Here is an 18,135-nt window from a genome sequence, read left to right as displayed (position 1 = left end):
CGGTTCTTGTTCATCGAGCCGGGATTTTGCCTCCGACTTCCTTCAGATTCCACCTCACGATGGACACCCTTGTCATTGGCTAATGGTTCCCACTACCAAGCCCATGGCGGACTTCCACCGCTAAGCTGTCTCCCATGCCGGGCACACAAAGAGAAAGATGAGTTTAACTCATCTTTGATTTTCAACTACATCTAATAATATACTTTTTCTAAGCTCTTTAGCCTTTTCGCTACCTCTTAAAGTTTCAACAATTTTTATTGCAAAATAATTAGCAGCTGCCGGTCCCATTGCCGTTATTATATTGCCATCTTTTACAACGATATCATTTACAACTTTTGCTCCAGTTAATTTATCCCCATATCCAGGAAAACATGTGACTTTCTTTCCGTCTAATATGCCAGCCTCATGAAGTACAGTAGGTCCTGCACATATTGAAGCGACTATTTTTTCTTCGTCATAAAATTCTTTTACAAATTCTAAAACTCTCATATTGTTCTTTAAATTCGTCGCTCCAGGCTGCCCTCCAGGAATTACAATAGCAGAATAATTAACTGCAGAAACTATATCTTCCAATAGTTTATTTGCAACTACTTTTATTTTGTGAGACCCCTCAACAATTTGATTGTTATTTGTAGACACTAATACAGCCTCTATACTAGCCCTTTGAAGATAATCAGCACAAGTTAATGCCTCAACTTCTTCAAATCCATCAGCAAGCATAATCAGGACTTTATTCATCATATCAACCCCTTTTTTATTCCATATTATTATTATAATTGAAACCTTGATATAAATCGAGCTCTTTTAATCTTTTATCTATAGAAGAGATCACTGAAAGTTTGTCGCTGCACCACTCAGGTTTAAAGAGCAGTTTTTTGTTCGCATCTCCAGTGAGTCTGTGAATTACCATTTCCTTTGGTAAATAAGAAATTGCCAAAGCTACAATATCTACATACTCTTCTTTGGTCAATAATTTAAATTGATTTGCAATGTAATAATCATATAATCTAGAATCAGTTTGAATGTAAAGCGAATGAAATTTAATTCCCCAGGTATTTGTATTAGCAACAAATTTAACGGAATTTAGCATGTCAGTTTTATCTTCATATGGTAATCCAAATATGAGATGTGTTACAACTTTTATATTCCGTTTTTTTAATTCAGAGATACACTCCTCATAAACATCTAGATTGTACCCTCTATTTATGAGTTTAGATGTATCCTCATTTACAGTTTGTAAGCCTAGCTCCACCCAAAGAAATGTCCTGTCGTTTAATTCTTCAAGATAATCGTAGATTTCTTCAGTAAAAGAATCTGGTCTTGTCGCCACTGCTAACCCCACTACATTTTCTCTTGTTATACAGATTTCGTACTTTTTCTTTAAAGTCTCTACATCTGCGTAAGTATTAGTGAAAGCTTGAAAATATGCAATAAATTTGTTAGTATTCCATTTTCTTTGGTTGATTTTAATTTGATTATTTATTTCTTTATCAATGTCATAAAGTGCACTGCTAAAATCACCAGAGCCTTTTTCATTGCAAAAAAGGCACCCATAAGAACTTATAGTGCCATCTCTATTTGGGCAAGTAAAGCCACCATCTATAGCTATTTTAGACACTTTTTCGCCAAATTTTCGAAAAAGTTCATCATTTAATGTATTATATCTCTTTCCGCTTAACATCTTACCCCTCATATTGTTCATCGTTCATTAGGCTTATTATCGACTCAACTGTCTTTAGAAGCGTTTCTTGAGGTTCCATAAAAGAATTGTTCATATGGAGCCTATTTTTATAAAGTGAATAAATCCCAGTAAAGCCATTTGAATAAAGTTTATCTAGATCATTTTCTATATATCCAAAGATTCCAACTACAGGCACATGATTTTTATGTGCTTTATCTACAATATCCATCATTAAGCTATTTAACTTTTCCCATTTTATAACTTCAGTTGAGCCAGTTAAGACTAAGTCTGCATCAAAAAGATTGTTTTTTAAATTGCTTATCTCATAAAACGCATCTGTAGTAGGTATTATATCAGCATCTAAAAAACTATACAACCCTGCTGCAACTCCTCCACCTGCTCCTGAACCATTTACTTTTTCTATATTTATTCCCATTTTTTTCTCAACTATCAATGCAAAATTTCTAAGGCCTCTATCTAATGATTCTATCATTAAAGGGGTCGCTCCCTTTAACGGACCATATGTGTAGGCGATACCATGAAGCCCAGAATATTCCTCAGTATAATCAGTAACCACAGTAAATGAAGTTTCATCAAGGCGTTTATCTTTCATTGAAACATCAACATCTCTTATCATATACAGCCCTTTTGCATTTAAATCTACTTCATTTTTATTTGAATCTAGAAACTTAAGTCCTAAACTTTTTAATATTCCTATTCCAGCATCATTTGTGGCACTTCCACGAGTGTAAATATAAAAATCTCGGTACCCTTTATTTAATGCATCTAAAATCAATAAACCCGTGCCAAAAGTTGATGTTAGTAAGGGATTTCTTTCCTCTATGCTTAAGTGTCTCAAACCTGAACTTTCTTTCAAATCTATGATAACCTTATCATTTAGCACAGCGTATTTTGAGTTGATTTTTCTTCCCAATGGGTCAAGAGTCTCTTTTTCATAAATTTTGCCTCCTAATGCTCTTGTCTGTTCAATAGGAGAATCTCCATCTAATAAAGGGTACTTATATATTTGGGCATTTTTAATTATATTTCTTACTCCATCTTCCATGTATATGGCCATATCATTGGCATCTATGATATTTCTTATTTCACATGGTGCAATTATTACTTTCATTTGAGCTCCCGCTTTCTCCTGTATTTATATAGTTTGATTATACCCAAAGCGGTTTATTTATAACCTAGTATTTTTCTGATTTTCTCATATGAGAAAACCTTGACTTAAGTCAAGGTTTATTTATTGTAATAATTTTTAATTTCATTTATAAACAAGTCTATATCTTCTTTAGTAGTGTCAAAGGAGGTTACCAATCTTATTAAACCCTCTTTTTCATCGTTTACATAAAATGCAAATTTTTCATGAAGTACATTTATCAAATCTTTTGGCATATAAGCGAATATCATATTAGCTCTAACTTTTGATTTTAACTTAATCTGGTCAAATTTCTCTAATTCATTAGCAAAATATCTTGCCATCTCATTTGAATTTTTAGCATTTTCTTCCCATACTCCATCTAAATAAGCTAAAAACTGGGCAGAAATAAATCTCATCTTTGAAACTAGTTGCATACCTTGTTTTCTATAAAAATGATATCTGCCTTTGAGGTTATCATTCAAAACAACAATTGCTTCACCAATCATCATTCCATTTTTAGTTCCCCCAAAGCTAACCAAATCAACTCCTGTATCTGTTAACATCTCTTTGAAAGACGAATTTAATGCACATACTGCATTTGCAATCCTAGCTCCATCAACGTGTAGATATAACCCATTTTTATGAGCAAAATCCGCTAGTGCTTTTATTTCATCAACTTCATATAAAGTTCCCAGTTCTGTAACTTGAGATATAGAGATGATTTTAGGTTGAACAGCATGCTCATCCCCTAAAACTATTAAAGTATCTACTATCATTTCAGGATTTATTTTGCCATCTTCAGTTTGTATTTGTATTATCTTATTGCCTGCATATCTTTCTAAAGCTCCACATTCATCAACATTTATATGTGCAGTTACTGGAGCAATCACTCCTTCGTATGGCAACAAAGCTCCTGATAACCCTATAACATTTGCAGATGTACCTGTAGTTACGAAAAAGACATCAACATCTTTTTCAAATACAGATCTGAATTTTTCTATAGCTTTCTTTGTTACCGAATCTTCACCATAAGCACTTTCATGTTCAAAATTAACTTCCTCAATAGCTTTTAATACTTTAGGATGAACCCCAGATGTGTTGTCGCTTTTAAACATTTTCAACACTATCGCCTCCAGATTAAAAATTATTACCTGCTTATTTTCTTCTTAGCATTTGCTCTTTCAACTCTTACTTTTATCCCTCTTATTTTCTTGCCATTTAAACTATTTATAATTACTTCATCGTATTCAGAAGGTACTTCAATAAAAGTAAAATCGTCATATAGATCTATATTTCCAATGATTTTTTTATTTAAACCAGTCTCTTCAAATATTGCAGATAATATATGTCTTGGGCTGATGCCTAAAGTCTTTCCTGCATTTATGTGAAGTCTTGTATACATTCCATTTGGATTGTATTTTCTCTTTGTATCTATCTGCTCTATTTCTTCATGACCTTCAAATATTTTTTTCTCATCTAAATACATCTTCAATAGTGCAAGAGCTATGTCAAATGAGCTGTACTCTTCTAATAACAATGCATCTAATATTGAATTGTATTTAGTTAAGTCATTTTCTTCAATTGCCTCAATTTCTTGCTTTATCTTATCTTGAACGCTTTCAGTGTATTTAGCTTGTATATCCTTTAAAGTTGGTATTTCTCTTCTCTCTATAGTTGTCTTAGTGTACTTTTGTATGTCTTTAAGTTTATATATCTCTCTTCCTGATACGAAACTAAAAGCTCTTCCACTTCGTCCTGCTCTTGCTGTCCTGCCTATCCTATGAACATAGTTTTCTTCGTCTTGTGGCAAATCATAATTTACTACCAAATCAATATCATCAACATCTAATCCTCTAGCGGCTACATCGGTAGCTACTAAGATATCAATTGTTGATTTCCTGAATTTGTTCATTACCATATCTCTTTGATTTTGCTTTAAGTCTCCATGCAGCCCATCAGCTAAATAGCCTCTAGATTGAAGTTCTGTAGTCAACTCATCTACTTTCTTTTTGGTGTTGCAAAATACCAATGTCAATTTTGGGTTGTATATATCTATTAGTCTACTGAGTATCTCAGTTTTCATCTGTGATCTTACTTCGTAATACGATTGTTCTACTTTAGGTACAGTAAGTTCTTTATGAACTACTTTTATATACTGTGGGTCTTTTTGGAACTTCTTTGCAAATTGTCTTATTTCATCTGGCATAGTCGCTGAGAAAAATATTGTCTGCCTTTCTTTTGGCAATGTATTCATAACCAATTCAATATCATCTCTAAATCCCATGTCAAACATCTCGTCAGCTTCATCGAGCACCATGTATTTTATGCTGTCAGTCTTTATAGTTTTTCTTCTAATGTGATCAATGACTCTACCAGGTGTGCCTACAACTATTTGCACTCCTGCTTTTAAACCCTTTAATTGTCTTTCTATTGGTTGTCCGCCGTAAACTGGTAATATGTTAAGCCCTTTTACGTGCTTAGCTAAATTTGTAAGTTCTTCAGCTACCTGTACAGAAAGCTCTCTAGTTGGACATAGTATGAGCGCTTGAGTCTTTTTTACACTTACATCTACCATTTCTAACAAAGGTATGCCAAAAGCAGCTGTTTTACCGGTTCCTGTTTGTGCTTGGCCGATTACATCTATACCTTGTAAAAGAATAGGTATTGCTTGTGATTGAATAGGGGACATCTCTTCAAAACCCATATCCCTTATGCCTTTCTTCACAGCCTCACTAAATTCCATTTCATCAAATCTTAATTTCTCCATATAAAAAAATTTCCTCCTTGTCTTTAACTAATTAAGTATATACTTAAGTAGACATAAAAGCAAGAAAAAAGTTTAGAGAATTCTCTAAACGCCAAATGCAAGTTAAAATGAAACACTTTTTATCTCTGTTAAAATGTATTATTTTTTAGTATTTTTCAAGACCTATATAATTTTAATTTATATCTAATATTTTATATAATTATTCGCTCTTTAACAGTATCTTTAACAGTAGTAAGAGCCTCTTTTAGTAAATTCACCTTATCAAGATATTTTTAATTTACCTTAACTTGGAGAATTACCATACACAAATTATTTCACAGTCTCTCCTTCTATATGTAATTCATTATTCACGGTCTTTATAGCCATATAATTTACTTATGAACATGTCTATATTTTTTGAGAATATTTATTTACTCTACTTCATTATAATTAACTACGTATTGAATAGCCTCATCCCATTCACCTATTCGGAACGCATGATTTGGCATTTCAATATGGGGGGTTGTTCCAACTTCAGCATTTATTGTTCCATCTCTGTTAATTGCTAGTGCTCCACTAAAACGAATTACAATTCCACTATTTGGTAGAGATGCTAAAAGTGGATTCCATGACAATCCATCTCCCATTGTAGGCACTCCTATTAATGTTGCAAAACCACTATCTTTTGCAAAGGCTGCAAAGCCATCTGCAGATGAAAAAACTTTGTCATCTATTAATAAAAATATCTTTCCTTCAAATCCAACTGGTTCTAAAGGTTCTATAGTCATGTTTCTAATACCATAGTATTGAAAATCTATTTTAACTTCCTCTGGTAGTTTTTCCATTATATTAGCATCTAACTGTGACAATGGATATAAATTACCCGCACCACCTGATTCATAGAATTTCTTAGCGTAAGAACCTCTTACAAAATAGTAGTTTTCCACAGTAATTCTATCTTTAATAAGTGGGGGGACGACACAATATCTCCAGTATAAATCATTTCCACCAGGGTTCCCTCTAATGTCAATAATTAACTTATCATATTCAGATACTTCATTAAAAAAACTTCTTAAATCCTCTGCTATATTTTCCAGTTCCTCAAATCCTATCATCATATCTTCAATTTTCAAATAAGCTACTTCGTCAGGTACAATTATACTAGTACTATATGTTTGTCGATTTAAAGGTCTATGATTAGTATTTGACTCTGAAGTAATAGCTAAATCATCCGAATTTATATTATACCACTCCATAACAGTATCATCTTCAATTATGTCAGTCCACTCCTTAAACACATCCCCTAATTCATCATCACCATAAAATTCATAGAGTTCAAGCAAGTAGTTTCTATCAACTACATGGGTATGATTGTTGTTAAGTCTTCTTACAATGTTTTTGACTTCTATTAGAAATTCTTGATTTGTAGTAGTCTTTTTAATTTTTTCTTCAAATTCAACTCTCTCATCCAACCAGTTGATTCCATTTTGACGCTCATTAACTTTAAGAAGAGGATAATTGTTAGCAATTAGTTCATATAGATAATCAAAATCCTCTAATTTTTCTTCCATTGTCAAGCCCTCTACTTCTAATTCTTCAGAGGTGCAACTAATAAGTACTATACTTAACATCATAAGTATTGCAATAATTCTTTTGAATTTCATAAAATCTCTCCTAAAAGATAGTATGTATTTTCAATCACAAACTAAAGCAATAGAGAATAGTTTAATCTGTTTTTTTGTAGAGAAGTCAAACATATGTGACACAGCCCTCTGAAAAATTGTCTCTGAATAATGCTATGGTTTTAATAAATTGCTAATAATTGTTTTCATAAGAAAGGATCCCTCCGATTTTTTGTTTTCACGAAAAACATTATATCAGAGGCCTTTTTTTTTTTTATTTTTCTTGTAACAAATGTATTATCTTATATCAAAAGTTTAGAAAATTCTCTAAACTTTATCTAAATAATCTCCATATCCTTCCTTCTCCATGTCCTCTTTCTTAATAAACCTGAGACTTGCACCATTTATGCAATACCTAAGTCCACCTTTATCCCTAGGTCCATCATTGAAAACATGTCCTAAATGAGAATCAGCTCCTTTTGATCTTACTTCAGTTCTAATCATCCCATGAGATAAATCTTTTTTCTCAACAATGTTGTCCTCCTCAATAGGTTTAGCAAAACTTGGCCATCCACAACCTGCGTCAAATTTGTCTTTTGAAGAAAAGAGTACTTCTCCTGAGACTATATCAACGTAAATTCCTTCCTCGAAATTGTTATTTAGCGGACTCGAAAATGGTTTTTCTGTTGCGTTCTCTTGTGTTACTTTGTATGAAATAGTATTTAGCTTTTCTCTTAAATTATTTTTTTCTTCTTTCATAATCATCACCTTTAATAATTATATCCAAAAATTAATATTTAAAACAATATTGCCCTTTGGAATCTAACCAAAGGGCAATTCATTAATTTTGCGTCTCTACTTTATTTATAACTTTTATATTGCTTACTTTTTTCTCATAATTATTAAACATTAACAAAGCGATTAATGAAAATAGTATTGGTCCAGCTATCGACCATATAGCACTCTTTAAATCTCCATTTAAAGCAGGTTCTAGAATTGTAAAGAAATTAGCAAAGCCAACTGTCAGAACGACAATTACAGTGGCAGCAAAGGATGTTTTGTAGTTTTTATAAACCTCAAATGGTTTCACAATATCTTGATTTTTCTTAAATGCAGGAAATGCTCCTGCTAAGAACATATATGGTATTGTCATTGCTACATTTGTCATAATTACCAATATGTCGAAAAACTTTGAAACTGACTCTCCACCGAAAGAAACTAAAGCAATAATTCCGCTTACAACAACTGCTTGAACAACCATTGCGTTTACAGGCATGCCATTTTTTTCATCAATTTTGCTAAATTTACCCGGCCATAACTCTTTTGGTGTACCTTCAATCAATTGTTTTAATGGTGAATATGTCAATGTAAAAAATGCACCCATTAAAGCTAAGAAAGTCGAAAAACCAAATACTCTTGCAATTACTCTTCCGAATAAAAGAGCTGTTTGTTCAGCCACACCCATCGCTTGACCTACTGCCACACCGAGGTTATTCATTATAACATAGCTTGCATTTCCTATATGAACATTAGATGAATTTATAACATTATCCCAATTTGTAAATGCCCCAACAAGTAGTATCCCAAGAGCATATCCGATTGAAATTACTGCTGCAGAGATTGCAACTCCTTTTGGAAATGTCTTTTCTGGGTTCTCAGTTTGATCAACCAATCCACCTACTGCTTCAATTCCACCATATGCAAATATCGCATATACAACAAATGACAAAGAAGCAATCATACTTCCTTGATACTCTGGGTTAATTGGCTGAGTAAATGACTTCAATCCAACTATTGGCTCTGCAAAACTTCCTTTATTTAAAATTAATACAGTTATTGCTCCAACCCATAATAAAATATTTAATCCTGTTACTGCTATTCCTCCAACAGATGTGATTTTCTTTATTTTATCTAGTCCTTTTGTTGAAACAAACGTAACAAACATAATCCATATTATACCTAAAACTCCAAGGACTTGTGTTGCATTTAATCCTAAAAACGACCAAGTCTGAGTATTATCTTGGCCAAAAATTGCATTAGACAATGGTACCCATAGTCCAGATGAAACATTTACCATCCAGATTATATAAGAAGCATACCACATAAATGTTGCGACAAATGCATATCTAGGCCCTACTGATTTTTCCATCCATGAATATATACCACCTTTTTCATCCTTGAAAGCCGCTCCATATTCAGACATCATAAATGCAAATGGTATAAAAAATAAAATTCCAGATATTATAAACCAAGGGATCGCAGCATATCCCATCTTGTAAAATGACCTAGGAATGTTATTAAAGCCATATACAGAAGTAAAAATCATTAAAATCAATGAAACTAGTGTTAATTTAGATTTCGATACATCTTTAGCCATATTATCCTCCTTAATAGTTAATTTTATGTCATAAAAATTACATTATTGATTATATACGATTTGTTAAAAAAAGCAATACGCTTGCATATTATAATTCTTTTCTGATTTTTCAGTAATATATTTACAATTAGATAATCGCTTATTCTTATGTTTTATTGTATGATTATTGAAAATATTTCTAAAATCAACTTTATGGCCGTAAAATATTATGAAATTTTTATTGCAATTTTCTTGTTGATATGTATTTATTAATTCTCGAATATTTCATTGAATGAATTTTATTGTTATAATTTTAACTATTGTTGCTGTTGCTACTTTATTAGTCTGTGTTATAATATTAGTGTGTCGAAATAAATAGAGAGGTGATATGATTTGCGTTGGAGTTTAAAAGAATTATACCCATCATTTGACAGCGAAGAATTTCAATCAGATTTAGTTATTTTTAAAAAACTAGTTAAGGATATAAATACTTGGACTAGTGAGGCTTTTTCAAACGTAGCTAATTCAAAGCAAAAGTTAGAAATTTATATTGATTATTTGAAACAGTACAGATACTATGTTTCTAGATTAGCAGCATTTGCACATTTAACGAACGCTGTTGACGCAAACGATGAAGATGCTTTTAAATATCTCGATAAAATTGAGGTAATTGCTAATGAAATAACTCCCTCAATTGTCGAATTTCAAAATTTTTTACTCAAAATAGATGATTTAGAAGAAATTATTTCTTCATCTGATGTTTTAAAAGAACATAACTATTTTATTATGTCAAATAAAGAGAGAGCAAAATATCTGCTCCCAAAAGATCAAGAGGTTATTATATCAAAGCTTACAAATACTGGTTCTTCAGCTTGGGAAGGGCTACAAAACAAAGTTGTATCAACTCTTGAAGTAGATATGACCATAGACGGAAAAAAAGAAACTCTTCCACTACCAGTAGTTAGAAATCTAGCTTATGATGCAAATCCAGATTTGAGAAAAAGTGCATATTTCGCAGAACTAGAGTCTTACAAAAAAATCGAAGATGCATCAAGTGCTGCTTTAAATGGCATAAAAGGTGAAGTAATTACTTTGTGCGATTTAAGAGGATATAAGTCCCCACTTCATGAAACTCTTATAAAGTCAAGAATGGATGAAGAAACTTTAAATGCAATGCTTGAAGCGATGAATGAAAATCTTGATATATTCCATAAATACTATAAAAAGAAAGCAGAATTACTAGGACATAAAAAAAGCCTTCCATTCTATGATCTATTTGCTCCAGTCGGCAAAAACGATAGAACTTTTTCATATGAAGAAGCCATAAATTATGTAATAGATAATTTTAGAACCTTTAGTGATAGATTAGCTGATTTTGTTAAAAATGCTTTTGAAAATAACTGGCTGGATGTTGAACCTCGAAAAGGAAAAAGAGGCGGAGCATTTTGCTCCAATCTTCATTGCATAGGACAAAGTAGAGTTATGGCAAATTTCAATGGCAGTTTTTCAAATATGACTACTTTAGCTCATGAGCTTGGGCATGCTTATCATGGATTTAACTTAAAAGACGAATCAATATTAAATAGTTCATATCCAATGCCTATCGCTGAAACCGCTTCGATATTTTGCGAAACAATTGTAGTGAATGCAAGCTTAAGAGAGGCTAAAACCATAGATGAGAAAATTGCTATATTGGAAGAATCAATATCTGGTTCTGGTCAAGTAATAGTTGATATTTTGAGCAGATTTTTATTCGAATCAGAGGTATTCGAAAGAAGAAAGGATCATCCTTTGACCGTAAATGAGTTAAATGAAATAATGATCGATTCACAGAAAAAAGCTTATGGTGATAGCTTAGATGAAAATTATCTCCATCCTTATATGTGGATAAATAAATCCCATTATTATTCAGCTAATTTGAGCTTTTACAATTTCCCTTATGCTTTCGGACTTTTGTTTTCAAAAGGACTGTATGCAAAATATCTAAATGATAAAGAAAATTTTGTCAAACAATACGATGCTCTTTTAAGAGAAACAGGTAAAAATGATATATACCATGTAGCAAAGATGATGGATGTAGATGTTCATGACAAGAATTTCTTTACAAGCTCATTAAAATTAATTGAACAAGAAATAAATATGTATGTAGAGTTAGCAGATGAAATCATAAAAGGCATGGCTTAAAGCTATGTCTTTTTTTATGTGTGCCCAGCAGGGGCGCACATATAAGAGAAGTAGGTTCTTCCAATCCTACTTCTCTATAGCTATTATTATTTCGATTGTCAACATAAATGGTTTCAGGTCAAATTATTTATTTATCCTTTTGCTTCTTTGTTTCTGAAAAGTTGTTTTTATTAGGATTATAATCTATTGAAAGAAGTTTTAATTATTTTATCCAAATCACTTTCTGAATATTATAGTGTATTTCCATTTTTTATTGCTGTATATGGACCTCTTCCCAATACTTCACCTTTATCAATATCAGAAGATGCGTATGCTGTTATTTTCACCTTACGACAACTATCCTACCACATAGGGATATTGAGTACTTTCGATGATTATTTTTATTAGATTCAGACATCACCACAAATCCTTTCTTTTTATATATGTAGCTGTTTAAGGTTTTTGGGACATTTGAAGTCATTTATTTTCTACAAGATGACTTTTTAATTTCTTCTTTGCTCGTTGTACACGTTTTTTACATGCTTCTAGGGATATTCCAAGTTCTTGTGCTGCCTCTAACATTGTATACTTGTCTAGAGCAATCCTTTTCAGTAATTTATATTCTGGACTATCGACTATGTCAGAATAAAGAAGGTCAATATTTGATGTATCTAAATCCTTAACATAACTGTTTTCATCAAAGTCAAATGAAGATACTATCATATTATTGAGACGAGCCCTGCTACGAATCATGTTTTTAATAACATATTTCAGCGTATTAAATAGCCATCCTTTTGGATTTGCACTAGCTTGAAAATTGTCAACTTTAGCACAAGCAATTCTAAATGTATCTTGAACGGCTTCTTCAGCTAGTGAACGATCATTCAATGCACTTAGAGCATAAGTAGACAAGGAATAATACATTTCTTTATATAACTTTTCTATAAACCATTGTTGATTATCATCAAGACCCATCTTTTCAACACCCCCCGATGATGGATAGTGTCAATTAATTGTTGGAAAACAACTAAATAATAATTTTCTAAATAATAGTAGAATAATAACTCCATAATCATATATTGTAATAATTTGTAATTTTAATTTTGCTTTACCTTAATAAACCTAAGGTAATAAGCTATTTTGTACTTATTTATATTGTATTTATATTACATTAAACTTTAAAAACTTGAACTTTTAAGCATATCTTTAAGCCATCTGCCTTCTGTCGTTGATATATATGGCATATCTATCATTATATCTGGATCTATATTGTTATATGTTCTTTTTATGCTATTTATTATTTTTTCATCTTGTTTTAATCTTTTTTCTTCCTTTTTTCTTTCAGTCCTAAGTTTTCTATAATACTCTTTTATACTTCCTCCATTTGCTTTGTAGGTTCTCATTCATGCTATTTCATCTGCTCCTACTACACTCCATCCCATTGGTCTTCAACTTAACCTATCAGATAGTATATGGCTGATATGGCCTTCTGCACTACATCTATATTTTTCTTCTCCAAATAATTTTTTGATTCCTTCCCAATTATTTAATATATATCTTTTAGCTTTTTTCATGCTTTCTTTTTTACTTCCCATTGGTGTTTCTTCTATTGCCAAATTTATGATTTCAATTGAGCTTTTTTTATTCCAAGTTCTAGGTTGTCTATTACTCCATTTTCCCTTATTATTTTCTTTACTGTTTCTCTAGTTATGGGTACAGATGTGGATAATTTTACTGCTTTTTCATAACTATATTTGTAGTTTTATCTAAGATTTCTACTTTTAGATTAGCTTCTATTCTTTCATATTTCTCTATGTCTAGTAATTCATCGAGTATATATACATAATTATTTTTTTTCTATGTTTTTATAGTATGCCCTTTCAAATTCTAATTCTCCAAATCTAGTAATTAGTGTTCTATTTACTTTACTTTTATGAATATGATATTTCTTACTTCTTTCTGGAGATTTTTTAATAATATCATTTAGTTCATCAATTATTGCTAGCATAGTTTTTGTTCCAATATCATTAACCATTGCTCCTACTGAATCTACGATATTATCAAGGGTTAACTCACCTTCAATAACTTTAATTACACTTTCTTCTATTTCCCTCTTAACTTTTTCAGCTATTAACTGTATAATATTATTCATAGAGAATATTCTCCTTTCTTTATTGTGTTTTTGCAATTACATTATATCAAAAGGAGAATTATTCTCTATATTTTTTTGTTCTTAGTCCAACAATTATTTTACACTAACATCCGAAAAGGTAATTTAACATATATAAGAAGTATCTGCATGAGCAATTGTTGAACTTTCTATGCGATGTAAGGTAGATCTATAACATGATTGACGGCATTCTTAAGTCAAATAATTTATCGTTCTAATTAATTTGACAAATTTTCACGCTTAGTGCTTAGCATTTACTGGATCCATTTCTTTTATTTAAGTCAGTATAAAAGAAATTTTTGGAATTCTTAAATAGTTTGTCCCTTTTTTTGCATATTGATACATACATATTATAAAGGATAAAGTCAAACTACGCTATTTAAGAGAGTCGAGTTTATCTAGGATAAACGGAGGTGATTGAAATAGAAATGTAATTTTGCTAATGTACTCAGGTATGGACATACAAAAACGTTATACTATTTGACACTACGAAATTAAAATGAGGGGGATATATGAAAAGAATTATATCAGTATTTTTAACAATTGTAATAATAATTACAATGAGTATTTCTGCTTCTGCTATGAATGGTATTCCTTGTAAACCTATGAATTTAAATCTTTCTGATTATGAAAAAAACCTTCTTATGAATACTACTTTTGAACCTTACAATATAGAAAATTTTAATAAATTTAAAGATGATCAAATAATGTTCATTGTTCAAGATTTTATAATAATGAAAAAAAATATTAATAAAGATTTTACTATTAACATATGTTCATTAAATGAAGATAATATGCTTCTCGAACCAACTCAAGAGGGAGATATTCAAACATATGCTATAACTGAAGAGTATGTACCTCTTCCTTCTGGAAAATACACTGCTACGACTTATTGGACAGTAGCTACTAGAGGTTATGGTCAACAAACGACAACAATGTATCTTACTCCTAATACAGCTAACCTGTATATAGCTAAAAATCAAAGTTCTGGTCAAACCACTGCAATAAAGTATCTTTTAGGTCTTACACTTCTTAATGTTCCCCCAGCTGCGGCAGCATATGAATTAGGAATAACTATAGCAAGTATATTGGATGATAATTTCTACTATCAAATAGCTCAACGTTCAACGAATGAAAAACCTGTTATGATTAGTATTTCAAAAAGTAATGTTGGAAAAGTGAGATATGTTTCAGATTGGAATGGAAAGTCAATTCGTTCAAGAAATGGAACTTCTGTTAATTCACAAATAACTACCACTGAAGAAACAACTATCTATTGGAGTAGCGCGAGGTAAATAATATGAAAAAAATAATAAATAAAATTAAATTTTTAGCAGTCGTAAATCCTGTTATAGTTATTGTCTTCATATACATGGTTGACCTTAATTATGTAGGAATAAAAGCATTAATTGCTGGTAGTGTAACTATATTATGTTCCTTAGAGTTTTATTTATTGGATAAGTTATACAAATTATACGAAAATACTGAACATAAATAGAAAAAAAGGGTGATTGACTAAAAATACCTATGTATATTCGAATCGTCAATTTGTCCTTTTCATAATTTTAATAATCTAGATAGAGCCAATTGCGGTGTGAGCAGCTTTGAAAATTATCAAAAAAAGCATGGGACATTAAAAAGGCTTTTCTCCGCAAAACAATATGGAATTAAATACAAATATAATATATGGATAAACGCCAAGTAAAACAAGGAATATGAATAAATATATATCTAGATAAAAATTTATTTTATCTATTAGACTTATCCTTACCTAGCCTCCATATGAATCGTTATAGGGTTATTACATATTTCCTCTAGAGGAATTTTCAATTAGAATTTGAGTTCTTTTAGAATATTAAAAACATTGTATGAAAATAATTTGAGCGTAATTATATTGTAACTACTTTTTCCCATTTTAATGTTATAATGGCTAAAAGGAGATGAGTTTTTATGAAATATTTTAAAAGATTGAGTATAATATTTTTCTCTCTCATAATTATTCTTTCATTAGCGACAGGTTGTAGCAACAATGAAAGTAGCACAAATGATAACTCTGTAGTTACTTCCCAAGAATCACCGAGCGAAAGCCCAGAGTTTACTGGTGAAAAGGGCAGTTCTATTGAACCAGAAAAAGTTATTACAGTAATTAACATGAACATTGAAACTATTGAATATGAAAAAACGCTAGATAAACTAAATCAATTAATAGAAGTAAATGATGGCTATGTTGTAAATTCTGAAATATCATATGATAATAGGATAAGCGATAGATACAGCGAATATGATAGATATGCATATCTAGAGATAAGGATACCCAAAGCTAATGTATCGAACTTTAAAAAATCTATCCCAGATATTGGGAATATAACTAATGAATATACTTCTAAACAAGATGTTACTAAATATTATAAAGACACTGAATCAAGAATAAAAGTCTTAGAGACAAAAGAAGAAAGACTATTGAGTCTGTTAGAAAAAGCAGAAAAAATAGAGGATATACTTGCTATAGAGAATCAATTAAGCGATGTTATATCTCAGAAAGAATCACTAAAAGCTGAGCTACAAGGACTTGATGAGAGAGTTGATTTTACGACCTTTAGTATATCGATCCATGAAGTCAATAAATTGTCTAGTTCTGCAGGAGTTAACGCTGGATTTTTTACTAAATTGAAAGCTGCTTTTAGTCAAGCTATAAATAATTTCTACATTTTTGTTGAACAACTAGTATTATTTATTGTTTCAAATATTTTCTTTCTTCTCCTTATTGCTGTAATTATTTATGTTATAGTTAAATTCGGTATAAGAAGAAATAAGAAAAGAATAAATTATCCTCCTAAAAATGACTCAGATAACAATAAATCCTAAGGCTTAAGCCTTAGGATTTATTTATTCTCTTCCCTTTTTTATCCAACTTGCAACTTCTACAGTTCTTCTTGCTTGAAATCTTACAGCTGGTTCTACATTATCAACTATACTTCCATCCATAGCTACTGTAGCTGATGTTCCATAAGGGTTGCCACCTGCCCCATAGACTGCTTCATCTATGAATCCCGGTGTTACTATTATTGCTCCCCAATGCATCATAGTCGAAAGAATAGTTTTAACTGTACCTTCTTGTCCCCCATGAGGATTTTGTGCTGATGACATCGCAGAAACAACTTTATTTGCTAACTTGCCTTGAGCCCAAAGTCCACCTTGCATATCTAAAAAGTTCTTTAGTTGAGATGGGATATTTCCAAATCTGCTGCCTGCACTAAATATAAGAGCATCTGCCCACACTAAGTCATCAGACTTTGCAACAGGTATGTCTTTTGTGGCTTCTTTCATAGCTTTTAAGCCTTCGTTTGCATTTATTACTTCATCAGGAATTAGCTCTTGAACTTTTAAAAGTCTAACTTCTGCACCTGATTTTTCTGCTTCATCCTTTGCCCATTGAGCCATCTTGAAATTTGTGCCATACCCACTATAAAATATAACTGCTAATTTAACTTTATCCATCAAATATTCCTCCTATATATTAGTAAATTATCGTCGTAGCACTAATATACCCTAGGAAGAAAAATAATAAACAAATTTATACTAAATTAGTAGGAATTATTTTATTCGCAATCTGGGCAAACTCCTGACACTAAAACCTGTATATCGTCTATCATAAATCCTTCTAACTCTTTAGTCATGACATCTTCACCCATAGGAATGTCATATATTTTTCCACATACCCTGCATTTAAAGTGACCGTGAAAACCCCTTTCTGCTTCAAACCGCAATTCATTTCCTTCGATATTTATTGCTCTAACTATCCCCTTGTCAATAAATAACTTTAAAGTGTTATAAACTGTGGTTTTGGATAAAGTCAAAATCTCCTTTGAAAGCTGCTCATATATCTCGTCTACTGTTGGATGAATCCTCGATTCCACTAATAGAGTATAAATTTTAACTCTGATGAAAGAAGGTCTCATTTTATTTTCTTTTAATACAGCTACAATAGCTTCATTATTCATATCAACAACTCCAATTATATTATGTTAATATGATATCTTATTTGAAGTATTTGGTCAACTCAAATAATTTATTCAAATGCCTCTTCGACTTTCCAGACTTTCCAGACTTTCCAGACTTTCCACCTTTCCACTTTATTTGCATAAATACATTTTATAGATTTTTATACAAAATCGGGTAGGAGGAAAATAATTATTTTATTTTCCGACCTCCCACACCACCGTACGTACGGTTCTCGTATACGGCGG

Annotated in this window: 18 protein-coding genes; 4 read left to right on the top strand and 14 right to left on the bottom strand. The window is 31.3% G+C overall.

Annotation, left to right across the window (positions count from 1 at the left end; genetic code table 11):
* Positions 1-168 precede the first annotated feature (168 nt).
* From E4100_RS08995 to yjeM, 8 genes are all read right to left on the bottom strand, one after another.
* Positions 169-738, bottom strand: coding sequence for a DJ-1 family glyoxalase III (locus E4100_RS08995; RefSeq protein WP_135271718.1), 570 nt, complete (start codon positions 736-738; stop codon positions 169-171).
* Between the two features lie 16 nt (positions 739-754).
* Positions 755-1,681, bottom strand: a complete 927-nt coding sequence (gene mnmL / locus E4100_RS08990; protein WP_209315332.1) for a tRNA modification radical SAM protein MnmL/YtqA — start codon at positions 1,679-1,681, stop codon at positions 755-757.
* 1 nt (position 1,682) lies between these two features.
* Entirely contained in the window at positions 1,683-2,813 is a 1,131-nt protein-coding gene (locus E4100_RS08985; protein WP_135271716.1) for a glycerate kinase, read from the bottom strand.
* Positions 2,814-2,929: 116 nt separating this feature from the next.
* Positions 2,930-3,946 carry a threonine aldolase family protein gene (locus E4100_RS08980; RefSeq protein ID WP_245196390.1) on the bottom strand — a complete coding sequence of 339 codons (1,017 nt, stop codon included), beginning with the start codon at positions 3,944-3,946 and terminating at the stop codon, positions 2,930-2,932.
* A 32-nt stretch (positions 3,947-3,978) separates the two neighbouring features.
* Positions 3,979-5,598, bottom strand: coding sequence for a DEAD/DEAH box helicase (locus E4100_RS08975; protein ID WP_135271714.1), 1,620 nt, complete (start codon positions 5,596-5,598; stop codon positions 3,979-3,981).
* A gap of 410 nt (positions 5,599-6,008) precedes the next feature.
* Positions 6,009-7,241 (bottom strand): S41 family peptidase, encoded by a 1,233-nt coding sequence (locus E4100_RS08970; RefSeq protein ID WP_135271713.1) that lies wholly within the window; start codon positions 7,239-7,241, stop codon positions 6,009-6,011.
* 285 nt (positions 7,242-7,526) lie between these two features.
* Complete coding sequence (gene msrB, locus E4100_RS08965; protein ID WP_135271712.1) at positions 7,527-7,958, bottom strand: peptide-methionine (R)-S-oxide reductase MsrB; 432 nt, start codon at positions 7,956-7,958, stop codon at positions 7,527-7,529.
* Between the two features lie 82 nt (positions 7,959-8,040).
* On the bottom strand, positions 8,041-9,576 hold the full coding sequence (gene yjeM, locus E4100_RS08960) for a glutamate/gamma-aminobutyrate family transporter YjeM (RefSeq protein ID WP_135271711.1): 1,536 nt from the start codon (positions 9,574-9,576) through the stop codon (positions 8,041-8,043).
* Positions 9,577-9,948: 372 nt separating this feature from the next.
* Between yjeM and E4100_RS08955 the strand changes: the two genes are divergently transcribed.
* Entirely contained in the window at positions 9,949-11,739 is a 1,791-nt protein-coding gene (locus tag E4100_RS08955) for a M3 family oligoendopeptidase (protein WP_135271710.1), read from the top strand.
* Between the two features lie 456 nt (positions 11,740-12,195).
* Here the strand turns inward: E4100_RS08955 and E4100_RS08950 are convergent, their stop codons facing one another.
* The 4 genes from E4100_RS08950 to E4100_RS08940 form a co-directional block, all read right to left on the bottom strand.
* The gene (locus E4100_RS08950; RefSeq protein ID WP_135271709.1) at positions 12,196-12,693 is read right to left on the bottom strand and encodes an RNA polymerase sigma factor; all 498 of its coding nucleotides are present in this window, start codon (positions 12,691-12,693) and stop codon (positions 12,196-12,198) included.
* 203 nt (positions 12,694-12,896) lie between these two features.
* A complete protein-coding gene (locus tag E4100_RS08945) occupies positions 12,897-13,121 on the bottom strand; it encodes a hypothetical protein (RefSeq protein ID WP_135271708.1) in 225 nt (74 codons plus the stop codon).
* A gap of 45 nt (positions 13,122-13,166) precedes the next feature.
* Positions 13,167-13,313, bottom strand: coding sequence for a hypothetical protein (locus tag E4100_RS09310; RefSeq protein WP_167792113.1), 147 nt, complete (start codon positions 13,311-13,313; stop codon positions 13,167-13,169).
* Between the two features lie 251 nt (positions 13,314-13,564).
* Complete coding sequence (locus E4100_RS08940) at positions 13,565-13,870, bottom strand: UPF0236 family transposase-like protein (RefSeq protein WP_135271707.1); 306 nt, start codon at positions 13,868-13,870, stop codon at positions 13,565-13,567.
* A 530-nt stretch (positions 13,871-14,400) separates the two neighbouring features.
* Here E4100_RS08940 and E4100_RS08935 point away from each other — a divergent pair.
* The 3 genes from E4100_RS08935 (at position 14,401) to E4100_RS08925 (ending at position 16,753) form a co-directional block, all read left to right on the top strand.
* Positions 14,401-15,183, top strand: coding sequence for a hypothetical protein (locus E4100_RS08935; RefSeq protein WP_135271706.1), 783 nt, complete (start codon positions 14,401-14,403; stop codon positions 15,181-15,183).
* A gap of 5 nt (positions 15,184-15,188) precedes the next feature.
* Positions 15,189-15,386, top strand: coding sequence for a hypothetical protein (locus tag E4100_RS08930; protein ID WP_135271705.1), 198 nt, complete (start codon positions 15,189-15,191; stop codon positions 15,384-15,386).
* 452 nt (positions 15,387-15,838) lie between these two features.
* Complete coding sequence (locus E4100_RS08925) at positions 15,839-16,753, top strand: DUF4349 domain-containing protein (RefSeq protein WP_135271704.1); 915 nt, start codon at positions 15,839-15,841, stop codon at positions 16,751-16,753.
* A 21-nt stretch (positions 16,754-16,774) separates the two neighbouring features.
* Here E4100_RS08925 and wrbA read toward each other — a convergent pair whose 3' ends face one another.
* A complete protein-coding gene (gene wrbA / locus E4100_RS08920) occupies positions 16,775-17,386 on the bottom strand; it encodes an NAD(P)H:quinone oxidoreductase type IV (RefSeq protein ID WP_135271703.1) in 612 nt (203 codons plus the stop codon).
* Between the two features lie 101 nt (positions 17,387-17,487).
* Positions 17,488-17,889, bottom strand: a complete 402-nt coding sequence (locus E4100_RS08915) for a Fur family transcriptional regulator (RefSeq protein ID WP_135271702.1) — start codon at positions 17,887-17,889, stop codon at positions 17,488-17,490.
* Positions 17,890-18,135 lie beyond the last annotated feature (246 nt).

The organism is Soehngenia longivitae (assembly GCF_004684055.1).
Taxonomy (GTDB): domain Bacteria; phylum Bacillota; class Clostridia; order Tissierellales; family Tissierellaceae; genus Soehngenia; species Soehngenia longivitae.
The sequence above is the reverse complement of the archived record's forward strand: the minus strand, read 5'-3'. Positions and strand labels throughout refer to the sequence as shown.